Annotated in this window: 20 protein-coding genes; 8 read left to right on the forward strand and 12 right to left on the reverse strand. The window is 29.4% G+C overall.

The features are described from left to right. Window positions 1–9 precede the first annotated feature (9 nt). Window positions 10–1,131, forward strand: coding sequence for a molecular chaperone DnaJ (gene dnaJ / locus ACOTVC_RS06190; protein WP_087685351.1), 1,122 nt, complete (start codon window positions 10–12; stop codon window positions 1,129–1,131). Here the strand turns inward: dnaJ and ACOTVC_RS06195 are convergent. From ACOTVC_RS06195 to gatC, 8 genes are read right to left on the reverse strand one after another with little or no spacing between them, the layout of a single operon-like run. After that, window positions 1,128–1,910 carry a shikimate dehydrogenase gene (locus ACOTVC_RS06195; RefSeq protein ID WP_087685350.1) on the reverse strand — a complete coding sequence of 261 codons (783 nt, stop codon included), beginning with the start codon at window positions 1,908–1,910 and terminating at the stop codon, window positions 1,128–1,130. The two genes, dnaJ and ACOTVC_RS06195, sit on opposite strands and share 4 nt — an antisense overlap. Further along, window positions 1,907–2,689 (reverse strand): SPOR domain-containing protein, encoded by a 783-nt coding sequence (locus tag ACOTVC_RS06200; protein ID WP_214116863.1) that lies wholly within the window; start codon window positions 2,687–2,689, stop codon window positions 1,907–1,909. The genes ACOTVC_RS06195 and ACOTVC_RS06200 overlap by 4 nt, the downstream gene beginning before the upstream one ends. A gap of 19 nt (window positions 2,690–2,708) precedes the next feature. Then, window positions 2,709–3,254 (reverse strand): DUF1882 domain-containing protein, encoded by a 546-nt coding sequence (locus ACOTVC_RS06205; RefSeq protein ID WP_257906660.1) that lies wholly within the window; start codon window positions 3,252–3,254, stop codon window positions 2,709–2,711. Next, window positions 3,251–4,492 (reverse strand): serine hydroxymethyltransferase, encoded by a 1,242-nt coding sequence (locus ACOTVC_RS06210; protein ID WP_421627997.1) that lies wholly within the window; start codon window positions 4,490–4,492, stop codon window positions 3,251–3,253. The genes ACOTVC_RS06205 and ACOTVC_RS06210 overlap by 4 nt, the downstream gene beginning before the upstream one ends. Continuing rightward, window positions 4,493–5,995, reverse strand: coding sequence for a lysine--tRNA ligase (lysS, locus tag ACOTVC_RS06215; RefSeq protein ID WP_421627999.1), 1,503 nt, complete (start codon window positions 5,993–5,995; stop codon window positions 4,493–4,495). Window positions 5,996–6,006: 11 nt separating this feature from the next. Beyond that, the gene (locus tag ACOTVC_RS06220; protein ID WP_087685346.1) at window positions 6,007–6,462 is read right to left on the reverse strand and encodes a Fur family transcriptional regulator; all 456 of its coding nucleotides are present in this window, start codon (window positions 6,460–6,462) and stop codon (window positions 6,007–6,009) included. Then, the gene (locus ACOTVC_RS06225; protein ID WP_214116869.1) at window positions 6,452–7,021 is read right to left on the reverse strand and encodes a CvpA family protein; all 570 of its coding nucleotides are present in this window, start codon (window positions 7,019–7,021) and stop codon (window positions 6,452–6,454) included. Before ACOTVC_RS06225 ends, ACOTVC_RS06220 begins: the two co-directional genes overlap by 11 nt. Window positions 7,022–7,042: 21 nt before the next feature. Then, the gene (gene gatC / locus ACOTVC_RS06230; RefSeq protein ID WP_087685344.1) at window positions 7,043–7,330 is read right to left on the reverse strand and encodes an Asp-tRNA(Asn)/Glu-tRNA(Gln) amidotransferase subunit GatC; all 288 of its coding nucleotides are present in this window, start codon (window positions 7,328–7,330) and stop codon (window positions 7,043–7,045) included. Between the two features lie 150 nt (window positions 7,331–7,480). On the opposite strand from gatC, the gene ACOTVC_RS06235 reads away from it, so the two are divergent. The 6 genes from ACOTVC_RS06235 (at window position 7,481) to pyk (ending at window position 12,881) form a co-directional block, all read left to right on the forward strand. Further along, window positions 7,481–8,026, forward strand: coding sequence for a hypothetical protein (locus ACOTVC_RS06235; RefSeq protein WP_214116871.1), 546 nt, complete (start codon window positions 7,481–7,483; stop codon window positions 8,024–8,026). Next, window positions 8,023–9,018 (forward strand): hypothetical protein, encoded by a 996-nt coding sequence (locus ACOTVC_RS06240; RefSeq protein WP_214099534.1) that lies wholly within the window; start codon window positions 8,023–8,025, stop codon window positions 9,016–9,018. The genes ACOTVC_RS06235 and ACOTVC_RS06240 overlap by 4 nt, the downstream gene beginning before the upstream one ends. A gap of 1 nt (window position 9,019) precedes the next feature. Continuing rightward, entirely contained in the window at window positions 9,020–9,352 is a 333-nt protein-coding gene (locus ACOTVC_RS06245) for a hypothetical protein (RefSeq protein ID WP_087685342.1), read from the forward strand. Beyond that, window positions 9,339–9,962 (forward strand): type III pantothenate kinase, encoded by a 624-nt coding sequence (locus ACOTVC_RS06250; RefSeq protein ID WP_214099533.1) that lies wholly within the window; start codon window positions 9,339–9,341, stop codon window positions 9,960–9,962. Before ACOTVC_RS06245 ends, ACOTVC_RS06250 begins: the two co-directional genes overlap by 14 nt. Window positions 9,963–10,070: 108 nt before the next feature. Next, window positions 10,071–11,417, forward strand: a complete 1,347-nt coding sequence (locus tag ACOTVC_RS06255) for an FAD-dependent oxidoreductase (protein ID WP_087685340.1) — start codon at window positions 10,071–10,073, stop codon at window positions 11,415–11,417. Between the two features lie 12 nt (window positions 11,418–11,429). Further along, on the forward strand, window positions 11,430–12,881 hold the full coding sequence (gene pyk / locus ACOTVC_RS06260) for a pyruvate kinase (protein ID WP_421628003.1): 1,452 nt from the start codon (window positions 11,430–11,432) through the stop codon (window positions 12,879–12,881). Between the two features lie 7 nt (window positions 12,882–12,888). Here the strand turns inward: pyk and gmhA are convergent, their stop codons facing one another. Genes gmhA through ACOTVC_RS06280 form a run of 4 tightly spaced genes read right to left on the reverse strand, consistent with a single transcriptional unit; the run spans window position 12,889 to window position 16,270 of the window. Continuing rightward, on the reverse strand, window positions 12,889–13,449 hold the full coding sequence (gene gmhA, locus ACOTVC_RS06265; RefSeq protein ID WP_039641029.1) for a D-sedoheptulose 7-phosphate isomerase: 561 nt from the start codon (window positions 13,447–13,449) through the stop codon (window positions 12,889–12,891). Beyond that, the gene (gene rfaE1, locus ACOTVC_RS06270) at window positions 13,439–14,812 is read right to left on the reverse strand and encodes a D-glycero-beta-D-manno-heptose-7-phosphate kinase (protein ID WP_039641027.1); all 1,374 of its coding nucleotides are present in this window, start codon (window positions 14,810–14,812) and stop codon (window positions 13,439–13,441) included. The genes gmhA and rfaE1 overlap by 11 nt, the downstream gene beginning before the upstream one ends. Beyond that, the gene (gene rfaD, locus ACOTVC_RS06275; RefSeq protein ID WP_214116560.1) at window positions 14,805–15,758 is read right to left on the reverse strand and encodes an ADP-glyceromanno-heptose 6-epimerase; all 954 of its coding nucleotides are present in this window, start codon (window positions 15,756–15,758) and stop codon (window positions 14,805–14,807) included. The genes rfaE1 and rfaD overlap by 8 nt, the downstream gene beginning before the upstream one ends. Then, window positions 15,755–16,270, reverse strand: coding sequence for a D-glycero-alpha-D-manno-heptose-1,7-bisphosphate 7-phosphatase (locus ACOTVC_RS06280; RefSeq protein ID WP_214115409.1), 516 nt, complete (start codon window positions 16,268–16,270; stop codon window positions 15,755–15,757). The genes rfaD and ACOTVC_RS06280 overlap by 4 nt, the downstream gene beginning before the upstream one ends. Before the next feature lie 130 nt (window positions 16,271–16,400). Between ACOTVC_RS06280 and ACOTVC_RS06285 the strand changes: the two genes are divergently transcribed. After that, window positions 16,401–16,706, forward strand: a complete 306-nt coding sequence (locus tag ACOTVC_RS06285; protein ID WP_039617785.1) for a cytochrome c553 — start codon at window positions 16,401–16,403, stop codon at window positions 16,704–16,706. Window positions 16,707–16,709: the final 3 nt, after the last annotated feature.

The raw sequence follows: 16,709 nt of genomic DNA on the forward strand, positions 1-16,709 counted from the left end.
AGGAAAAAAGTGGAACTTAACTATTATGAAATACTAGAAATTTCTCAAACATCAGACAAAGAAACCATAAAAAAAGCTTATAGAAAAATGGCGTTAAAATATCATCCTGATAGAAACCAAGGAGATAAAGAAGCTGAAGAAAAATTTAAACTTGTCAACGAAGCCTATGAAGTGCTTAGTAATGATGAAAAAAGAAGTATATATGATAGATATGGAAAAGAAGGGCTTAAAGGACAAGCAGGCGGTTTTAGCGGTTTTGGAGATGTTGACTTAGGCGATATATTTTCAAGCTTTTTTGGAGATGGATTTGGTTTTAGCAGTTCAACACGCAAAAAAGAAAAAGGAAATAAATATCCTCATGATTTAAAAATAACAACAAAAATTAGCTTTAAAGAAGCTGTTTTTGGTTGCAAAAAGGTGATCGATTTTACCTATAAAAGCTTTTGCAAATCCTGCAAAGGAAGTGGCTCGGAAAATGGAAAATTAGATACTTGTTCTCATTGCGGAGGAAAAGGGCAAGTTGGTGTTAGACAAGGTTTTATGACTTTTGTGCAAACTTGTGATCATTGCAAAGGAAGTGGTCAAATTATCAAAGATAAATGTAAAATATGCCATGGTAATGGTTATGAAGAAATTAAAGATCGTATAGAGCTTGATATACCAGAAGGTATAGATAGCGGTATGAGCCTTAGAGTGCAAAACAAAGCCAATGAGCTTCCAAATTCTTCTCAAAGAGGTGATTTATATATCAAAATCATCGTAGAAGATGATGATAAATTTATCAGACATGATGATGATATCTATACCATAGTACCTGTATTTTTTACCCAAGCTGCTCTAGGAAAGACTATTAAAGTTTCTACCATAAGAGGAGAGGCCAATCTTAAGCTTCCAGTAGGTGCAAAAGATAAACAAAAATTTGAATTAGCTAACGAAGGTGTTAAAAATATTCATAATGGAAAATTAGGCTCGCATATTGTACAAATTGAAATAAAGTTTCCAAAAACACTTACTGATGAACAAAAAAATCTACTATTACAACTTGAAAAAAGCTTTGGTTTAGCAGATGAAGAAGCTTTTATAGAACAAGAAAGCTTGTTTGATAAAATAAAATCTTGGTTTAGTCACTAAAGAAGTTTTAAAGCCATCTCCATGGCTTTATAAATTTCTTCTGTTTTTTGACACTCTAAAAATAACTCAAAAGCAAAAACACCTTGCCATAAAAGCATTTGTGCACCATCTTTTATTGTCAAGCCATTTTCTCTTGCTAATTTTAAAAAAGGTGTATTTTTACCATAAATCACATCAAAAGCATATTTGGCTTGTTGAAAAAAACCTTTTAAAATCTCTTCTTGACAAGGTAATTTTTCATCATTTAAACCTGCGCTAGTTGTATTAATAATCAAATCAAATTTTTTACTTAAATCAAGTTGATCATATAAAAAACATGGATAACCGGTTAAATTTTCAAATCTAACACTAGAGCGGTTTGTTATTGTAACTTCAATATTTCTAGATTTTAAAGCATAAGCTAAAGCTTTAGCTGTACCCCCAGCACCCAAAATCAAAGCATTTTTGATAAGAGAAAAACCCTCAATCGCTTTTAAAAATCCTAGATAATCTGTATTGTAAGCATAAATTTTGTTATTTTTATTTAGCAAAGTATTAGCAGAGCCTATATGCATAACACTTTCATCTTTGAAATCAGCTATTTCACAAGCTACTTCTTTAAAAGGTATGGTAATATTAACACCATCAAATTTTTGAACAATTTCTTTTAATTTTGTTTTATCTGTTAAATGATATCTTGTATAAACTGCATCTTTTTTGAGAGCTTGCAAGGCATTATTATGCATTCTTGGAGATTTAGAATGCATAATAGGATCGCCTATAACTGCAAAAGTTTTCATTTTACTCTAAATGTAAAAGCACCTTTTGCTATTTTAGAGCGTACTTTTTCTAACTCAGCCTTTAGTTCACTTTCTTTATAAGGCCCAACTAAAACTTTTGTTAATTCTTTGCCATTTACTATTGTTTTGTAAATTTTATAATCATATCCATTTTCCTTAAGTATATTTAATTCTTTTGACTTAGGATCTAAACTATTTAAAGAAAAAACTTGAATATAAGCACCTACAGGAAGTTGCGTTTGAACACTTGGGGTTTTTATACTCTCAAACAATTCATTTGTATTACTTTGCTCAGGAGCTTTTGGTTTTTCAGAAGGTTTTTGAATTGGTTTTTCTATGGATTTTTCTACAGGCTTAATCTCTTCTTGTTTTTCTTCCACCTTAACTGGCTCTTCTTTTGATTCTACTGTAGCAATTTGATCTAAAACACTATTACTTAGAATTTCTTGCTTTTCCTCTATAGTAGTATTTGTATCAGCCAAAGAGCTTTCTTCTTTTAATTTTCTAGCTAAAGCTTCAAATTCATCTTCTTCTTTGGTGTTATCTGTAATAGGTAAAGAATTAAAATTATTTTCATAAGCAGCTTGCTCTTGAGGCTCTGATGGCATTTGCAATGTTTTTTCTTCACCTGGATCATTGATTAGCTTCATTGCTATCATAACAACCAAAAATACAATGATTAAAATAATCGATCTAAGTAAAATTTTTTTAAGCTTTTCGCTTTTATTGCTTTTTTGCAAAATAATATCATCAAATTCATTTTTGTTATTTTCTTCCATTTTTTATCCTTTCAAAAAATTACATATGTTTAGACCAAGAAGCACCACGTTCTTTTTGATAAACTTCATAAGGTAAGGTTAAGATATTAAATTCTTTAGGTATGTCCATACTAGGAAAAACTTTCCACTCTACAGGCATTTTTTGGGAAAAAAGTAAAGATAACTTTGAGCCCAAAGAACAAGCCTCGTTAAAGGTTGTATGCCCTTTATGGATATATAAATGCAAGTGATTATTAGTTCTTGTTCTATAAGCGGTAAAATTAATAAAACCTTCTTCTCTTAAAACAAGTTGTGCTCTATGCCAAAAACGTTCCGCATTAAAACCATTATAATCAAATACAATATTTTCAACCTTATCAAAACTATTGATCAAAGAATGCGCCACGATTATCTTTTTTTCCATATGCTCTTGTATAACACTAGCAGTTAATGGAGCATTGACTTTCTCAAATTTATCAAAGAAAATTCTACCCTTGTATTCATATTTATTTACTATAGTATCACGCTTTATATAATAATGGCTCGTAACCATTTTAATTAAAGCTAAATCCATTGTTGTAATCAAAATAAAGCCCTTTCGTAAATAATAAAATTACTTGCTAAATCCTTTAGTTTAACCTTGATTTCCTCTTGTAATTTAGTATTTTGTATATCATCTAAAATATCAGCTATATAATTTGCAACAATAGCAATTTGCTCTTCTTTAAAGCCTCTTGCTGTTAAAGCCGCTGTTCCAAGTCTTAAACCACTCGTCACAAAAGGGCTTCTAGTTTCACTTGGAACAGTATTTTTATTAGCTGTAATACCTGCTCTTTCTAGTGCTAAATCTGCATCTTTACCGCTAAATTCTTTATTTAAAAAACTTAATAAAATCAAATGATTATCAGTACCACCGCTAACTAAATCATATTTTCTATCTATTAAAACTTGTGCCAAAGTAGCAGTATTTTTAATGATTTGTTTAGCATAAATTTTCCACTCATCGCTTAAATTGTATTTAAACCCAACTGCCTTAGCAGCAATTACATGCATTAGTGGACCACCTTGAATACCTGGGAAAATTGCAGAATTGATTTTTTTGGCAATTTCTTCATCATTACACATAATAATCCCGCCTCTTGGACCTCTTAAAGTTTTATGTGTAGTAGAACTTACAACATGAGCATAAGGGAATGGGCTAGGATGCTCACCTGCTACAACCAAACCTGCAATATGTGCAATATCAGCAAATAAGTACGCACCAACCTCATCTGCTATTTCTCTAAATTTAACAAAATCAATCACTCTAGGATAAGCACTAGCACCACAAACAATAAGTTTTGGCTTAACTTCTTTTGCTATCTCTCTAACTTTATCATAATTAATTCTTCCATCAAGCTCAACTCCATAAAAAAAGCTTTCATAAACTTTTCCAGAAGAACTTACTTTAGAACCATGAGTTAAGTGTCCTCCATGGCTTAAATCCATACCCAAAATTCTATCACCAGGATTTAATAATGCCATATACACACCTTGATTTGCTTGTGAACCTGAACTAGGTTGTACATTGGCAAAATTACAATTAAAAAGTTTTTTACATCTTTCTATAGCAATCGTTTCAATCTCATCTACAAATTCGCATCCACTATAATATCTTTTACCAGGATAGCCTTCTGCGTATTTATTTGTTAAAATACTTCCCATAACCTCCATTACTTCTGGTATGGTAAAATTTTCACTTGCTATCATTTCAAGACCATCACATTGTCTTGCTAGCTCCTTTTGGGTTAAATCAAAAATTTCTTTATCAAAATTTTCCAACATTTACTCTCCTTTTACCTCATTTTTAAGTGGTCTCATAGCTGGGAAAAGCACTACATCACGAATTGATTTTTTATTAATTAAAAGCATAACTAATCTATCTATTCCTATGCCTTGACCTGCAGTTGGCGCCATAGCATAACCTAGTGCATTAACAAAATCTTCATCCATTTCACATGCTTCTTCATCGCCTGCATTTTTTGCTTCAATTTGCTTTAAAAATCTTTCATATTGATCTAGTGGATCATTAAGCTCATTAAATCCATTAGCAATTTCTCTACCTGCGATAAACAACTCAAATCTTTCAGCAATATCTTTATCTTTATCACTTCTTCTAGATAAAGGACTTATAGAAATAGGAAAATCTATCACAAAAGTAGGATCAATCAATTTATCTTCAACATAATTATCAAAAAGTTCAGCTTGTAAACGACCTAATTCTAATTTTTCATTAGCTTCAAAGCCGTCTTTTTTTAGCTTTTCTAAAATTAATTCTTTATTGCTAATAAGCTCATCGTCTAAACCACCATATTTTTTTAATGCATCTTTATAAGTAATTCTTTCAAATGGCTTAGAAAAATCAATTATTTTTTCATCAAATTCAAGTTTTTTATCTAAATTTAACTTATCTAAAAGCATAGCAAAAAGCTCTTCTGTTAAATCCATTAAATCATGGTAATTATGATAAGCCCAATAAAACTCGATTGTAGTAAATTCAGGATTGTGCGTTAAATCCATCCCTTCATTTCTAAAACATCTATTAATCTCATAAACCGCCTCGAAACCGCCTACAATCAAACGCTTTAGATATAATTCTGGGGCAATTCTTAAAAATCTTTCCACACCCAAAGCATTATGATAAGTCACAAAAGGTTTTGCATTTGCTCCCCCTGCAATAGGATGCATCATAGGAGTTTCAACTTCCAAAAACCCTTTATTATCAAAAAAAGATCTAATATAAGAAACGATTTTAGAACGTAAAATAAAATCTTTTCTCACCTCACTATTCATAATCATATCAAGATATCTTTTTCTATACCTTTGCTCAATATCTGTCAACCCATGATATTTTTCTGGTAAAGGCACTATGGCTTTTGTAGCTATTTGAATTTGCTCCGCATGAAGACTGAATTCTCCTGTTTTTGTCATAAAAGGAAACCCTTTAACCAAAACAATATCGCCTACTTCAAGATATTTTTTTAAAATGGCAAAGTATTCTTCCCCTAAAATATTTTGATTAAAATAAATTTGCAGATTATCTTGCTCATCTTCTATATTAGCAAACACTGATTTACCAGCTATCCTAAGAAGCTTTAATCTTCCTGCTAATACTCCATGAACATTTTCATCGCGCTGATTTTCCATATCTTTAATGTAAGCAAATTTACTTTTATATTCACTTATACTCATTTCTTTTTTTAAAAAGTGCGGATAAGGGTTGATCCCTAATTCTTTTAATTCTTGCGCTTTTTGAATTTTTTGTTGCTCTAGAATATTATCAAACATTAAATATACCTTTATTTTTTACTGCATTGTGGACATAGACCATAAAGTTGCATTAAATGTCCTGTTAATTTAAAATTATATTCTTTTGCGATTAACATTTGTTGTTGCTCAATAATAGGATTTTCAAATTCTACAATCTCTCCACAACTTTTACATATTAAATGATCATGGTGAGGTTTATTTGCAAGTTCAAATTTCTTCCCTGAGGCACCAAAAGATATAGAAGTAGCCATACCCGATTCTTCTAATAAATTTAAAGTTCTATAAACTGTTGCAATGCCTACATTTAGTTCAGGATTTTTTTGCTTAATTTCTACATATAAACTTTCTGGGGTATAATGCATATCACTATTATATAAGGTTTTCAAAAGCACTTCTCTTTGTTTAGTGTATTTTAAACCATTGTCTTTAAGTGTTTTTTTAAAACACTCAAGCAAAACATCATATTCTATATTTTCAATTTGCATTATTTACCTCCGAATTTAGACTTATATTAGAATCTATAATTTGTTCTTGTATTTTATCTAAACCATTTTGAGTAAAATCCGTATTCATTATATATTCACCTGTTTGCTTGAGTAAATCCAACGTATAACTATTTTTAGCATATTTTTCCAAGCTTGAATTTAAAAATTCTATATTATTAATACAAGCTACCAAAATTGCAAAAATCAAAAATATTTTAGCACTACCAAATAAAAATCCACCAATACGATCTATAAAACCAAGACCACTCATACTAAACATTTTTGATAATATATTTCCCAAAGCCATACAAGCTATCCATATCACAATCAATAGAACTAAAAATCCCGCAAAAATTGCGAGATTTTCATTTTCAATTGCATAAAAATTATTATTAATAATTTCTGCCATTTCTTTAGCATATCTTGAAGCAAGTAAAACTCCACCAACTATGCCTAATAAACCAAAAATTTCCTTAAACAAGCCACTTACCAAGCCTTTTAAGCCCAAAATCACAGTTAAGCCCAAAACAAATACATCAAACCACGAAAAATTTTCCATCTACGCTAAACTCCAAATATTTTATTCAATTATTTTAGGAACTATAAAAAATCCCTCTTGAGAATTTGGAGCATGCTTGCTAATTACATCAAATACTTCAGATTTTATACTTTCATCTAGTCTAAATGGTGTTCCACCTTTTGTAGTACTAGTCATAGCTTCCACATCATCAAGTTTTAATTCATCTAGTTTTTCTACAAAATTAACAATTTGACTTAATTGCTCTTCTAATTCTTGTCTTTTCTCATCGGCAATTTTTAAAGCACTTAGCTTTTCAAGTTTAGTCAATAACTTATCATCAATTTGCATGATTTACCTTAATTTTTAATTTATATCCAAGAAAACTCTTTTTTAGATTAAAAATTATAACATAAAATTATTTATTTTTTCATTTTTATATGTTACAATTATAGACTTAAAACAATAAATAATATTTATTCTTTCTAAAAAAGGGAAAATATGGCTTTAAAAGAAAACTTAAAAGCAGTCCAAGAAGAATTAAGCTCTCAAGAGCAAATGATGGAAAATTTTATCAAATCTGAGCGCTTTATAAAAAAATACAAATACTATTTCATTACAATTATTATGCTTTTAATTGCATATTTTGGTGGTAGTTATTTTTATAATTTAAAACAAGAAACTAATATTCAAGAAAGCAATATAATTTTTAATAACTTATTAAAAAATCCTTCAGATCAAAAGCTACTCGAAGAATTAAAACAAAAAAATGCAAATTTATACACCATATTCATGATGAATCAAAACAGTCAAGATCTTAATAAAACTTTAAGTCTTGATATAGATCCTTTGTTAAAACAAATAGTACTTGCTCAAAATAATCAAAAGTCAGAATTTTTAAAAGATTATAATACCTTGCTAACAGGTTTTGAATTTCTAAAACAAAATGATTTTAAAAATGCAGATATAGAATTTAATAAAATACCTATAAATTCACCTTTATGGCAAATTATTACAAGTTTAAAACATTACCAAGGAATAAAATGAAGCACCTTTATTTATTTATTATAACTTTAATATTTTTTAGTGCTTGTGGCACAAAAAGAGAGTATTATCAACCAACACAAACAGAACAACTTCCTTATAACTCACATAATATTAATGGTAAGATTATCAATTTCAATAACAATATAGCACAATTAAATAGCAATTCCTTTATTGATACCATGGGGAATATTATTAATTTTAAACTAGATAAAAATTATCATATTTTAAATATGCAACAAGAAGAAGTTCTTATTGGTGATGATAACGGAAACTTTAAAATTTTAAATTTACAAGGTGATGAATTATTTTCTCATAAATTCAATGAAAGCGTAGTAAGTGCAAGTATAGATGGAGATGATATAGCCTTGGTTTTAGCTAGCAATACCTTAGTATATGCAAATAAAAATCTTGGTATTAAAATGCTTCAAAATTTAGGCACAGCTTATGCTCAAGACAGTCGTTATGCTAATCCTTATTTTTTAAATACTATTATCATATATCCTATGCTTAATGGAAAATTAGCCATACTTAACAAAAGCACATTAAAAGTTAGTAAAGAAATTTTAGTAAGCAGTGAAGAGTTTTTTAACAACATCATCTACCTTCATGTAAAAAACGATACCATGGTGGCTGCAACAGCACAAAAAATCATCGTTGTTACTCCAAATAGAACCTTATATTTAAATGAAAATATTAAAGAAGTAAATACCAATGATAATGAAATTTTCATACTTACAAAAGATGGAAGAATTCTTAAAAATGATTACAATCTTAGAAAAATCGATGAAATAAAATTTCAGTTTGCTCTGTTTTCTAAAAGCACCTTGTATAACAACTCTTTGTATATTTTTGAAAAAACAGGTTATTTGATCAAGCTAAATACAAATTTGAAAGATTATACAGTATATAAACTAAGTGAAGCCGTTGATAAAAAAAGTTTTATGACTAATGGCAAATTTTTCTTTCAAAATAAATTTTTACAATTAAACTAAAATGAATCAAGAGCTTAGTGATATTCTTATAAAATATGGGATTGTTTTAAAAAATACTAAATCCTTAGATATCCATGCTTTTAGTAAAAAGAAAAAATTAATTTGTATATATGGAGAGAATACAAATAAACAGTGTTGTTTAATTTTATTTTCTTTTGCAAAAAGTAAAATTTTAATAAAAGAAAGTTTAGATTTTGAAGATATTTTTCAAAATATAAGCCAAACTCTAAACTTAAATTTTCAAAATTACTTTATTTTGCATCAAGCTTTAATTTGCTCAAAAGCAAAAGAATATTTAACTACCAAAGGGATTAAAAGCTATGCTTTTATGTGATATTGGCAATACAACCGCAAGTTTTCTAAATGAGCAAAAATTTCATTCTATGGGTATAGAACAGTTTTTACAATATGAGCCAACACAGAAAGTATTTTATATTAATGTTAATCCAAATTTAGAGCAAAGATTAAAACAAAATCCTTTATTTATTAATCTTGCTCCATATTTTAATTTTGATACCATTTATAATAATTTAGGTGTTGATAGAGTAGCAGCGTGTTATACTATAGAAGATGGTGTTGTAGTCGATGCAGGATCTGCAATCACTGTAGATATTATCTCTAATTCTATTCATCTTGGTGGTTTTATTCTTCCTGGTATTGAAAGCTATAAAAAATCTTTTTCTAATATTTCTTCTCGTTTAAAGTGCGAACTAAACACTCAGATTAATTTCGATGCTTTTCCTCAAAGAACTATCGATGCTTTGAGTTATGGTGTCTTTAAAAGCATATATTTGCTTATAAAAGATAGTGCATATGATAAAAAATTATATTTTACAGGCGGCGATGGGCAATTTCTTGCAAATTTTTTCGACTATGCTATTTATGATAAATTTTTAATTTTTAGAGGTATGAAAAAAGCTGTTTGTGAAAATTTTATACTTTAAAATTTATTTCTATATCTCTACACTTTAATTTATAAGCTTTATTTAAACTCAAAACAACTATATTTTGATATCATTAGCAAAAGTAAACACACAAAAGGAAAAACAACAATGGATCAAAAACATTTTGATACCGTAGTAATAGGCGGTGGGATTTCTGGTGCTGCAGTATTTTACGAACTAGCTAGATATACAAATATTCAAAATATTGCTTTATTAGAAAAATACAATAATGCTGCAACTTTAAACAGTCATAGCACAAGCAATTCTCAAACCATCCACTGTGGCGATATAGAAACAAACTATACTCTAGAAAAAGCAAGAAAAGTCAAAAAAACAGCAGATATGATTGTAAAATATGGACTTTTACAAAATGCTCAAAACAAATTTATGCACTCACATCAAAAACTTGCACTTGCGGTTGGAGACAAAGAATGCGAGTATATGAAAAATAGACATGAGGAATTTAAAGAATTATATCCTTACATTAAATTTTACACCAAAAACGATATCAAGCAAATAGAACCTAATGTTGTCTTAGGTGAAGATGGTATCAATGATAGAGCAGATAATATAGTAGCTATGGGTGTAGAGGAAGGTGAAATTTATACCACAGTAGATTTTGGATTAATGAGTCAAAACCTCATAGAGCAAGCTTGTAAACAAGGAAAAAACACTCATGTAGCTTATAATCAAGAAGTTGTTTTTATAGAAAAAAAAGATGATATTTTTTATATAAAAACAAAAGATTTTAAAGAATATAGTGCAAAATCAATTGTAGTAAATGCAGGTGCACACTCCTTATTTTTAGCACATAAAATGGGTATAGGTTTAGACAAATCTTGTTTTCCTGTTGCAGGAAGTTTTTACATGGCAAAAAGAAAAATTTTAAATGGTAAAGTATATATGGTACAAAATCCAAAACTCCCATTTGCTGCGCTACATGGTGATCCTGATTTATTAGCTAATATGAATACGCGCTTTGGTCCTACTGCTTTAGTTATTCCTATGCTAGAAAGATACCATGGTTTTAAATCATTACCTGAATTTTTCAAAACACTTAACTTAGACATGAATGTAGTCAAAATTTGCCTTAATCTTTTTAAGGATTCTACTATTAGAAATTATATTCTTTATAATTATTTGTTTGAAATTCCTTACATTAATAAAAGACTTTTTGTAAAAGATGCAAGAAAAATAGTTCCTAGCTTAAAAACAGATGATATATACTATGCTAAAAATTTTGGCGGAGTACGCCCTCAAGTACTTGATAAAAAGACAGGAGAATTAATGCTTGGAGAGGCAAGCATTACTGAAATTCCAGGTATCATTTTCAACATGACCCCAAGCCCAGGTGCTACAAGTTGTCTTGGTAATGGTTATAGAGATGCAAAACTTATTTGTCAATACTTGGGTGCTAATTTTAATGAGGATTTATTTATTAGCGAACTACTATAAAAAGGATAAGAAATGTTAAAAAAAACAAAAATAGTTGCAACGATTGGACCAGCAAGCGAAAATGAAGCTACAATAAGACAAATGATTATTAATGGAGTGAATGTTTTTCGTTTAAACTTTTCACATGGAACCCATGAGTATCATAGTCAAAATCTAGCTACCATTAGAAAAGTTGCAGCTGAACTTAATGCAAGAATTGGAATTTTACAAGACATTAGTGGGCCAAAAATTAGAACTTTAAAAATTCTAGAAGCTTTTGAATTAAAAAATGGAGATAGACTAGACTTTTACAAGGATACTTTTGAAGGAGAAAAACTTTCTAATGAGCATTATAAAGTCTGTATTAATCATCCTGAAATTCTTTCTATGCTAAAGGCAGGAGAATACATCTATCTTTGCGATGGTTCCATCAAAACCAAAGTAGTGCAAGTTGAAAAAGATTTTATCCAAACCCAAGTAGAAAATAGCGGGGTGCTTAACTCAAACAAGGGAATTAATTTTCCAAATACAAAAATTAATATTGATGTTATCACTCAAAAAGATAAAGACGATCTCGCATGGGGCATTAAAAACGATGTAGATTTTTTGGCCATATCTTTTGTGCAAAATGCTCACGATATTGATGAAGTTAAAAAAATACTCGATGAAAATAATGCTAAGATAGCTATTTTTGCAAAAATAGAAAAATTTGATGCGGTTGAAAATATCGATGAAATTATAAATAGCAGTGATGGTATAATGGTAGCAAGAGGGGATTTGGGCATTGAAGTGCCTTATTATAGAGTGCCAAATATACAAAAACTTATCATTAAAAAGGCTAATGAAGCCAATAAACCTGTCATCACTGCTACTCAAATGCTTTTTTCACTTGCAAAATCCAAAACTGCCACAAGAGCTGAAATTTCAGATGTTGCTAATGCTGTGCTTGATGGCACTGATGCGGTTATGCTTAGTGAAGAAAGTGCAGTGGGGATTGATCCAGCAAATGCAGTTGATATTATGACTCAAACTATCATTGAAACAGAAAAAAACTATCCTTATGAAAAATTTGAAAGCTTTAAATGTTTCAATGAAACCGATATCATTGCTAAATCAAGCACACAACTAGCAACTGATTTAAATGCAAATGCAATTTTTACCATCACAAGTAGTGGCGCTTCTGCGGTTAAAACAGCAAGATATCGTCCAAAAATGGATATCATAGCTATCACTCATTCTAAAAAAGCTTTAAATTTTTTAAGTATAGTTTGGGGAGTTCAACCTGCTATATTAATAGAAAAACATGAAAATTTAACAGAACTTTTAAGCAATTCTGTAAAACTTGGAGTCGAAAAAGGTCTTATGAAAAAAGATGGGGTTTACACTCTTACCGCAGGATTTCCAGTAGGTGTTGCAGGAAGTACAAATTTAATTAGAATTTTACAAAAAGATCAAATTGAATATTATTTAAGTTTGGGAAAATAACCCAAACTTAATATTCTTCTTCTATCAAATCACATAAACAATGTATAATTAAAATATGCATTTCTTGAATTCTAGCTGTATCATCGCTTGGAATAACTATATTATGCTCGCATAATTCATTCATCACTCCACCGCCCTTTCCACTGAGTCCTATACATTTAGCACCAATTTCTTTGGCCTTTTCAAAAGCTTTGATCACATTTGGACTTTTTCCACTAGTAGAAATTCCAATCAATACATCATTATCACTAGCTAAAGCTTCAACTTGTCTTGAAAAAACAAATTCAAAACCATAGTCATTTCCTATAGCGCTTAAAGCAGAAGTATCAGTACTTAGGGCAATAGCAGCTAAAGCCTTTCTTTCTTTTTTATATCTTCCACTAAGTTCAGCTGCAAAATGTTGGCTATCTGCAGCGCTTCCACCATTTCCGCAAATTAAAATTTTCCTTCCATTTTTCAAACATACTTTTAACTCTTGAGCAACTGCGACAATTTGCTCTTTTAATTTCAAACTTTCCTCCAAGGTTTTTTGATGTTGAATAAATTCCTTTTCGATTTTATTTATCATTTGCAATCCTATTAATTATATTGGTAGTGCTAAATCCATCTTCAAAGTCGATCAATTCTACTTTTTTTACTAAATTTGAACCCACTACCTCTTTGTCTTTATAATCAGCTCCTTTAACTAGCACATCAGGTTTTAAAAACTCTATCAATTCATAAGGAGTATCCTCATCAAAAATCACTACATAATCTACAAAATACATGCTCGCAAGCATACATGCACGTTGGAATTCTAAATTTATAGGTCTTGAGTTTCCTTTTAGTCTTTTTACGCTTTCATCTGAATTTAAACCTACAACTAAGATATCTCCTAATTTTTTAGCTTTTTCAAGATATTTTATATGACCATAATGCATAATATCAAAACACCCATTGGTAAAAACTACTTTTTGATCTTGTAGCAATTTTACAAGCTCTTCTTTGCTTTTAATTTTATCTTCAAAAGAAGCTTTTTTTAGATTTTTAATCTCTTCTAAACTTACACTCACGCTTCCCACTTTTGCCACCACAACAGCTGCTGCATCATTTGCTAACTCACATGCTTTTACAATATCAACTTTTAAAGCCAAAGCATAAGCAAGCATAGCTATAACACTATCTCCAGCTCCTGTTACATCATAAACTTCTAAAGCTTTTGCAGGAATAATGTGTAATTTTTCATCAAAAAGTGCTATTCCTTCTTCAGATAAAGTTATAATAGAATAAGTTAGATTTAAATCATCTTTTAATTTTTTTAAAGCTTTTTCTAAATTATCTATTTTTTCTAGCCCTAAGGCCAAAGTAGCTTCTTTTTTATTTGGAGTTAGCAAGGTTGCATTTTGATATTTGCTAAAATCACTTCCTTTTGGATCAATCAAAATAGGTAAATTTAAAGTATTTGCATACCCTATCATAGCCTTTGTAACTTTTGAAGTTAAAACTCCTTTAGCATAATCACTCAAAATAATTGCATCATAATCTTTTGCGATTTTTTTATACTCTTTGATAATTTCATCTTCTAATTTAGTATCAAAATCATTCTCATCATCAAGTCTTAAAACCTGCTGAGAATGTGATAAAACCCTACTCTTAAGAGGGGTTTTTCTACCTTTTTCTACTAATAATTTTGCATTTAAATTCTCTTTTAAAAATCTCCCACTCTCATCATCACCCACAAGCCCTAGAGCAAAAACCTCAGCACCAAGACTTTTTAAATTCGCATATACATTACCAGCTCCACCTAGTCTTTTATCTTCTTTTTGTGATTTCATCACCATTACAGGAGCTTCTGGAGAAATTCTAGTGCAATCACACCATATATAATGATCCACCATAAAATCCCCAACAACTAAAATTTTTGGCTTTTTAGAACTTAAAAAATCAAGCATTTACTTCCTTTTCATAAAGCCTTTTAATCTCATCTAAATAATCTTTTATACCCTCTTCAAGACTAAATTTAGCTTTATATGAAAAACTCTCATCTAATTTTGCTTGGGTATGGAATTGATAAGCATTTTTATAAGGATTAGGAATATATTCACAAGGATAATTAGTATTTAATTCTTTTTGTAAAATATCTACTATATCTTGAAAAGTTCTTGCTTTGCCTGTGGCTACATTATAAATTCCACTTTTTGCTTCTAAAGCTTGTAAATTTGCACTCACAACATCTTTAATATATACAAAATCACGATAAATTCGATCACTTCCTTCAAACAAACGTGGACTTTTACCCGCTAAAATTTGATGTCCAAATTGCAAAATCATAGAAGCAGTGGTATTTTTAAAAAATTCTCCCTTGCCATATACATTAAAATATCTAAGCCCAACTATATGCATTTTATCAAAGTGTTTTTTTGCTAATTTATCCATCATTAATTTTGAAAATGCATAAGGATTTTTAGGGGCTTCGCTTAAATTTACAGTTTGTGGGCTTGGAGCATCTCCATAAACTGAAGCTGAACTTGCATAAATTAATTTTGCATTAAGCTCTAAGACAAGTTCTATAAAATCTTTAAAAGTGTTTAAATTAGTCTTTAAAACTTTGCTTTGATCATAAACAGTTGTATCTGAAATTGCAGCTTTATGAAAAATTACATCAGGTTTAAAAGCTTTTATAACTTTTAAAGTTTTTTCATCGTTAATATCACCCACATAAAGCTCACCTTCAAAATCTAAAATATTTTTAAAATGACCAAAACTTTCTAAATTTCCATTTTCAAAAGTAGCGCTTGAGCGCATTTTATCCACAATTAAGACTTCATGCTTATTTTGAAGTTCCAAAGCAAGAGCAGAGCCTATAAAGCCCGCTCCACCCGTTATCACTATTTTCATTTTCTATCCTTTAAATAATGCAAAAGTTCTTTTAAATTTTTAAATACTCTATAATTTTCATCATCATTATAATTTTCATTGATTAAAAATAGATTTTTTATACCAGCATTAATTCCAGCCTGCATATCACTTAAATTATCCCCTATAAAAAAAGATTGTGAAAAATCTATATTAAATTCTTTTTGTGCTTTTAAAAACATACCAGGTTTTGGCTTACGACATTCACAATTTTCTAAATGCGGGCAGTGATAAATTTTTTCTATTTTAATGCCTTTTTTCAAAAACTCACCTAGCATATACGAGCTTAAAATTTCAAAATCTTTTTCATTATAATAAGCCCTTGCAATACCTGATTGGTTAGTTGCAACAAAAATTACAAAATTTTGCTTTTGAAAAAGGTCACAAAGTTCAAAAATACCATCGCAAAATTCAAAATCTTCAATCTTATGAACGTATTTTTTATCTATATTAATAACACCGTCTCTATCTAAAAATAATGCCTTTGTTTTCATAAAAAAATTATAATGTATTTTTATTAAGATTTTTATAATTTATCAAGTAAAAAAAATTTTTAAGCGACTTTAAATAAAAAAATCTTATAATTAAAAACATTTTATTTTCAATTTATATAGGAGTGATACAATGAAAAAGCTACTTGTTTTATCAGCTTTAGCATGTCTTGGCGTTTCAGCTTTTGCTGCAGATGGTGCTACACTTTATAAAAAATGTGCAGTATGTCATGGTGCTAAAGCAGATAAAGTTTACCTTAATAAAGTTCCTGCTTTAAATTCTCTAACTGCAGCTGAAAGATTACAATATATGAAAGATTATGCAGCAGGTAAAAGAAATGCTTATGGCCAAGGCGCAATTATGAAAATCAACCTTAAAGGCTTAACAGAAGAAGATTTTAAAGCTATTGAAGATTATATCGAAAGCTTGAAAAAATAATTC

It is taken from the genome of Campylobacter sp. GB48 (assembly GCF_049221845.1).
In the GTDB taxonomy this organism is placed as follows: Bacteria; Campylobacterota; Campylobacteria; order Campylobacterales; family Campylobacteraceae; genus Campylobacter_D; species Campylobacter_D lari_C.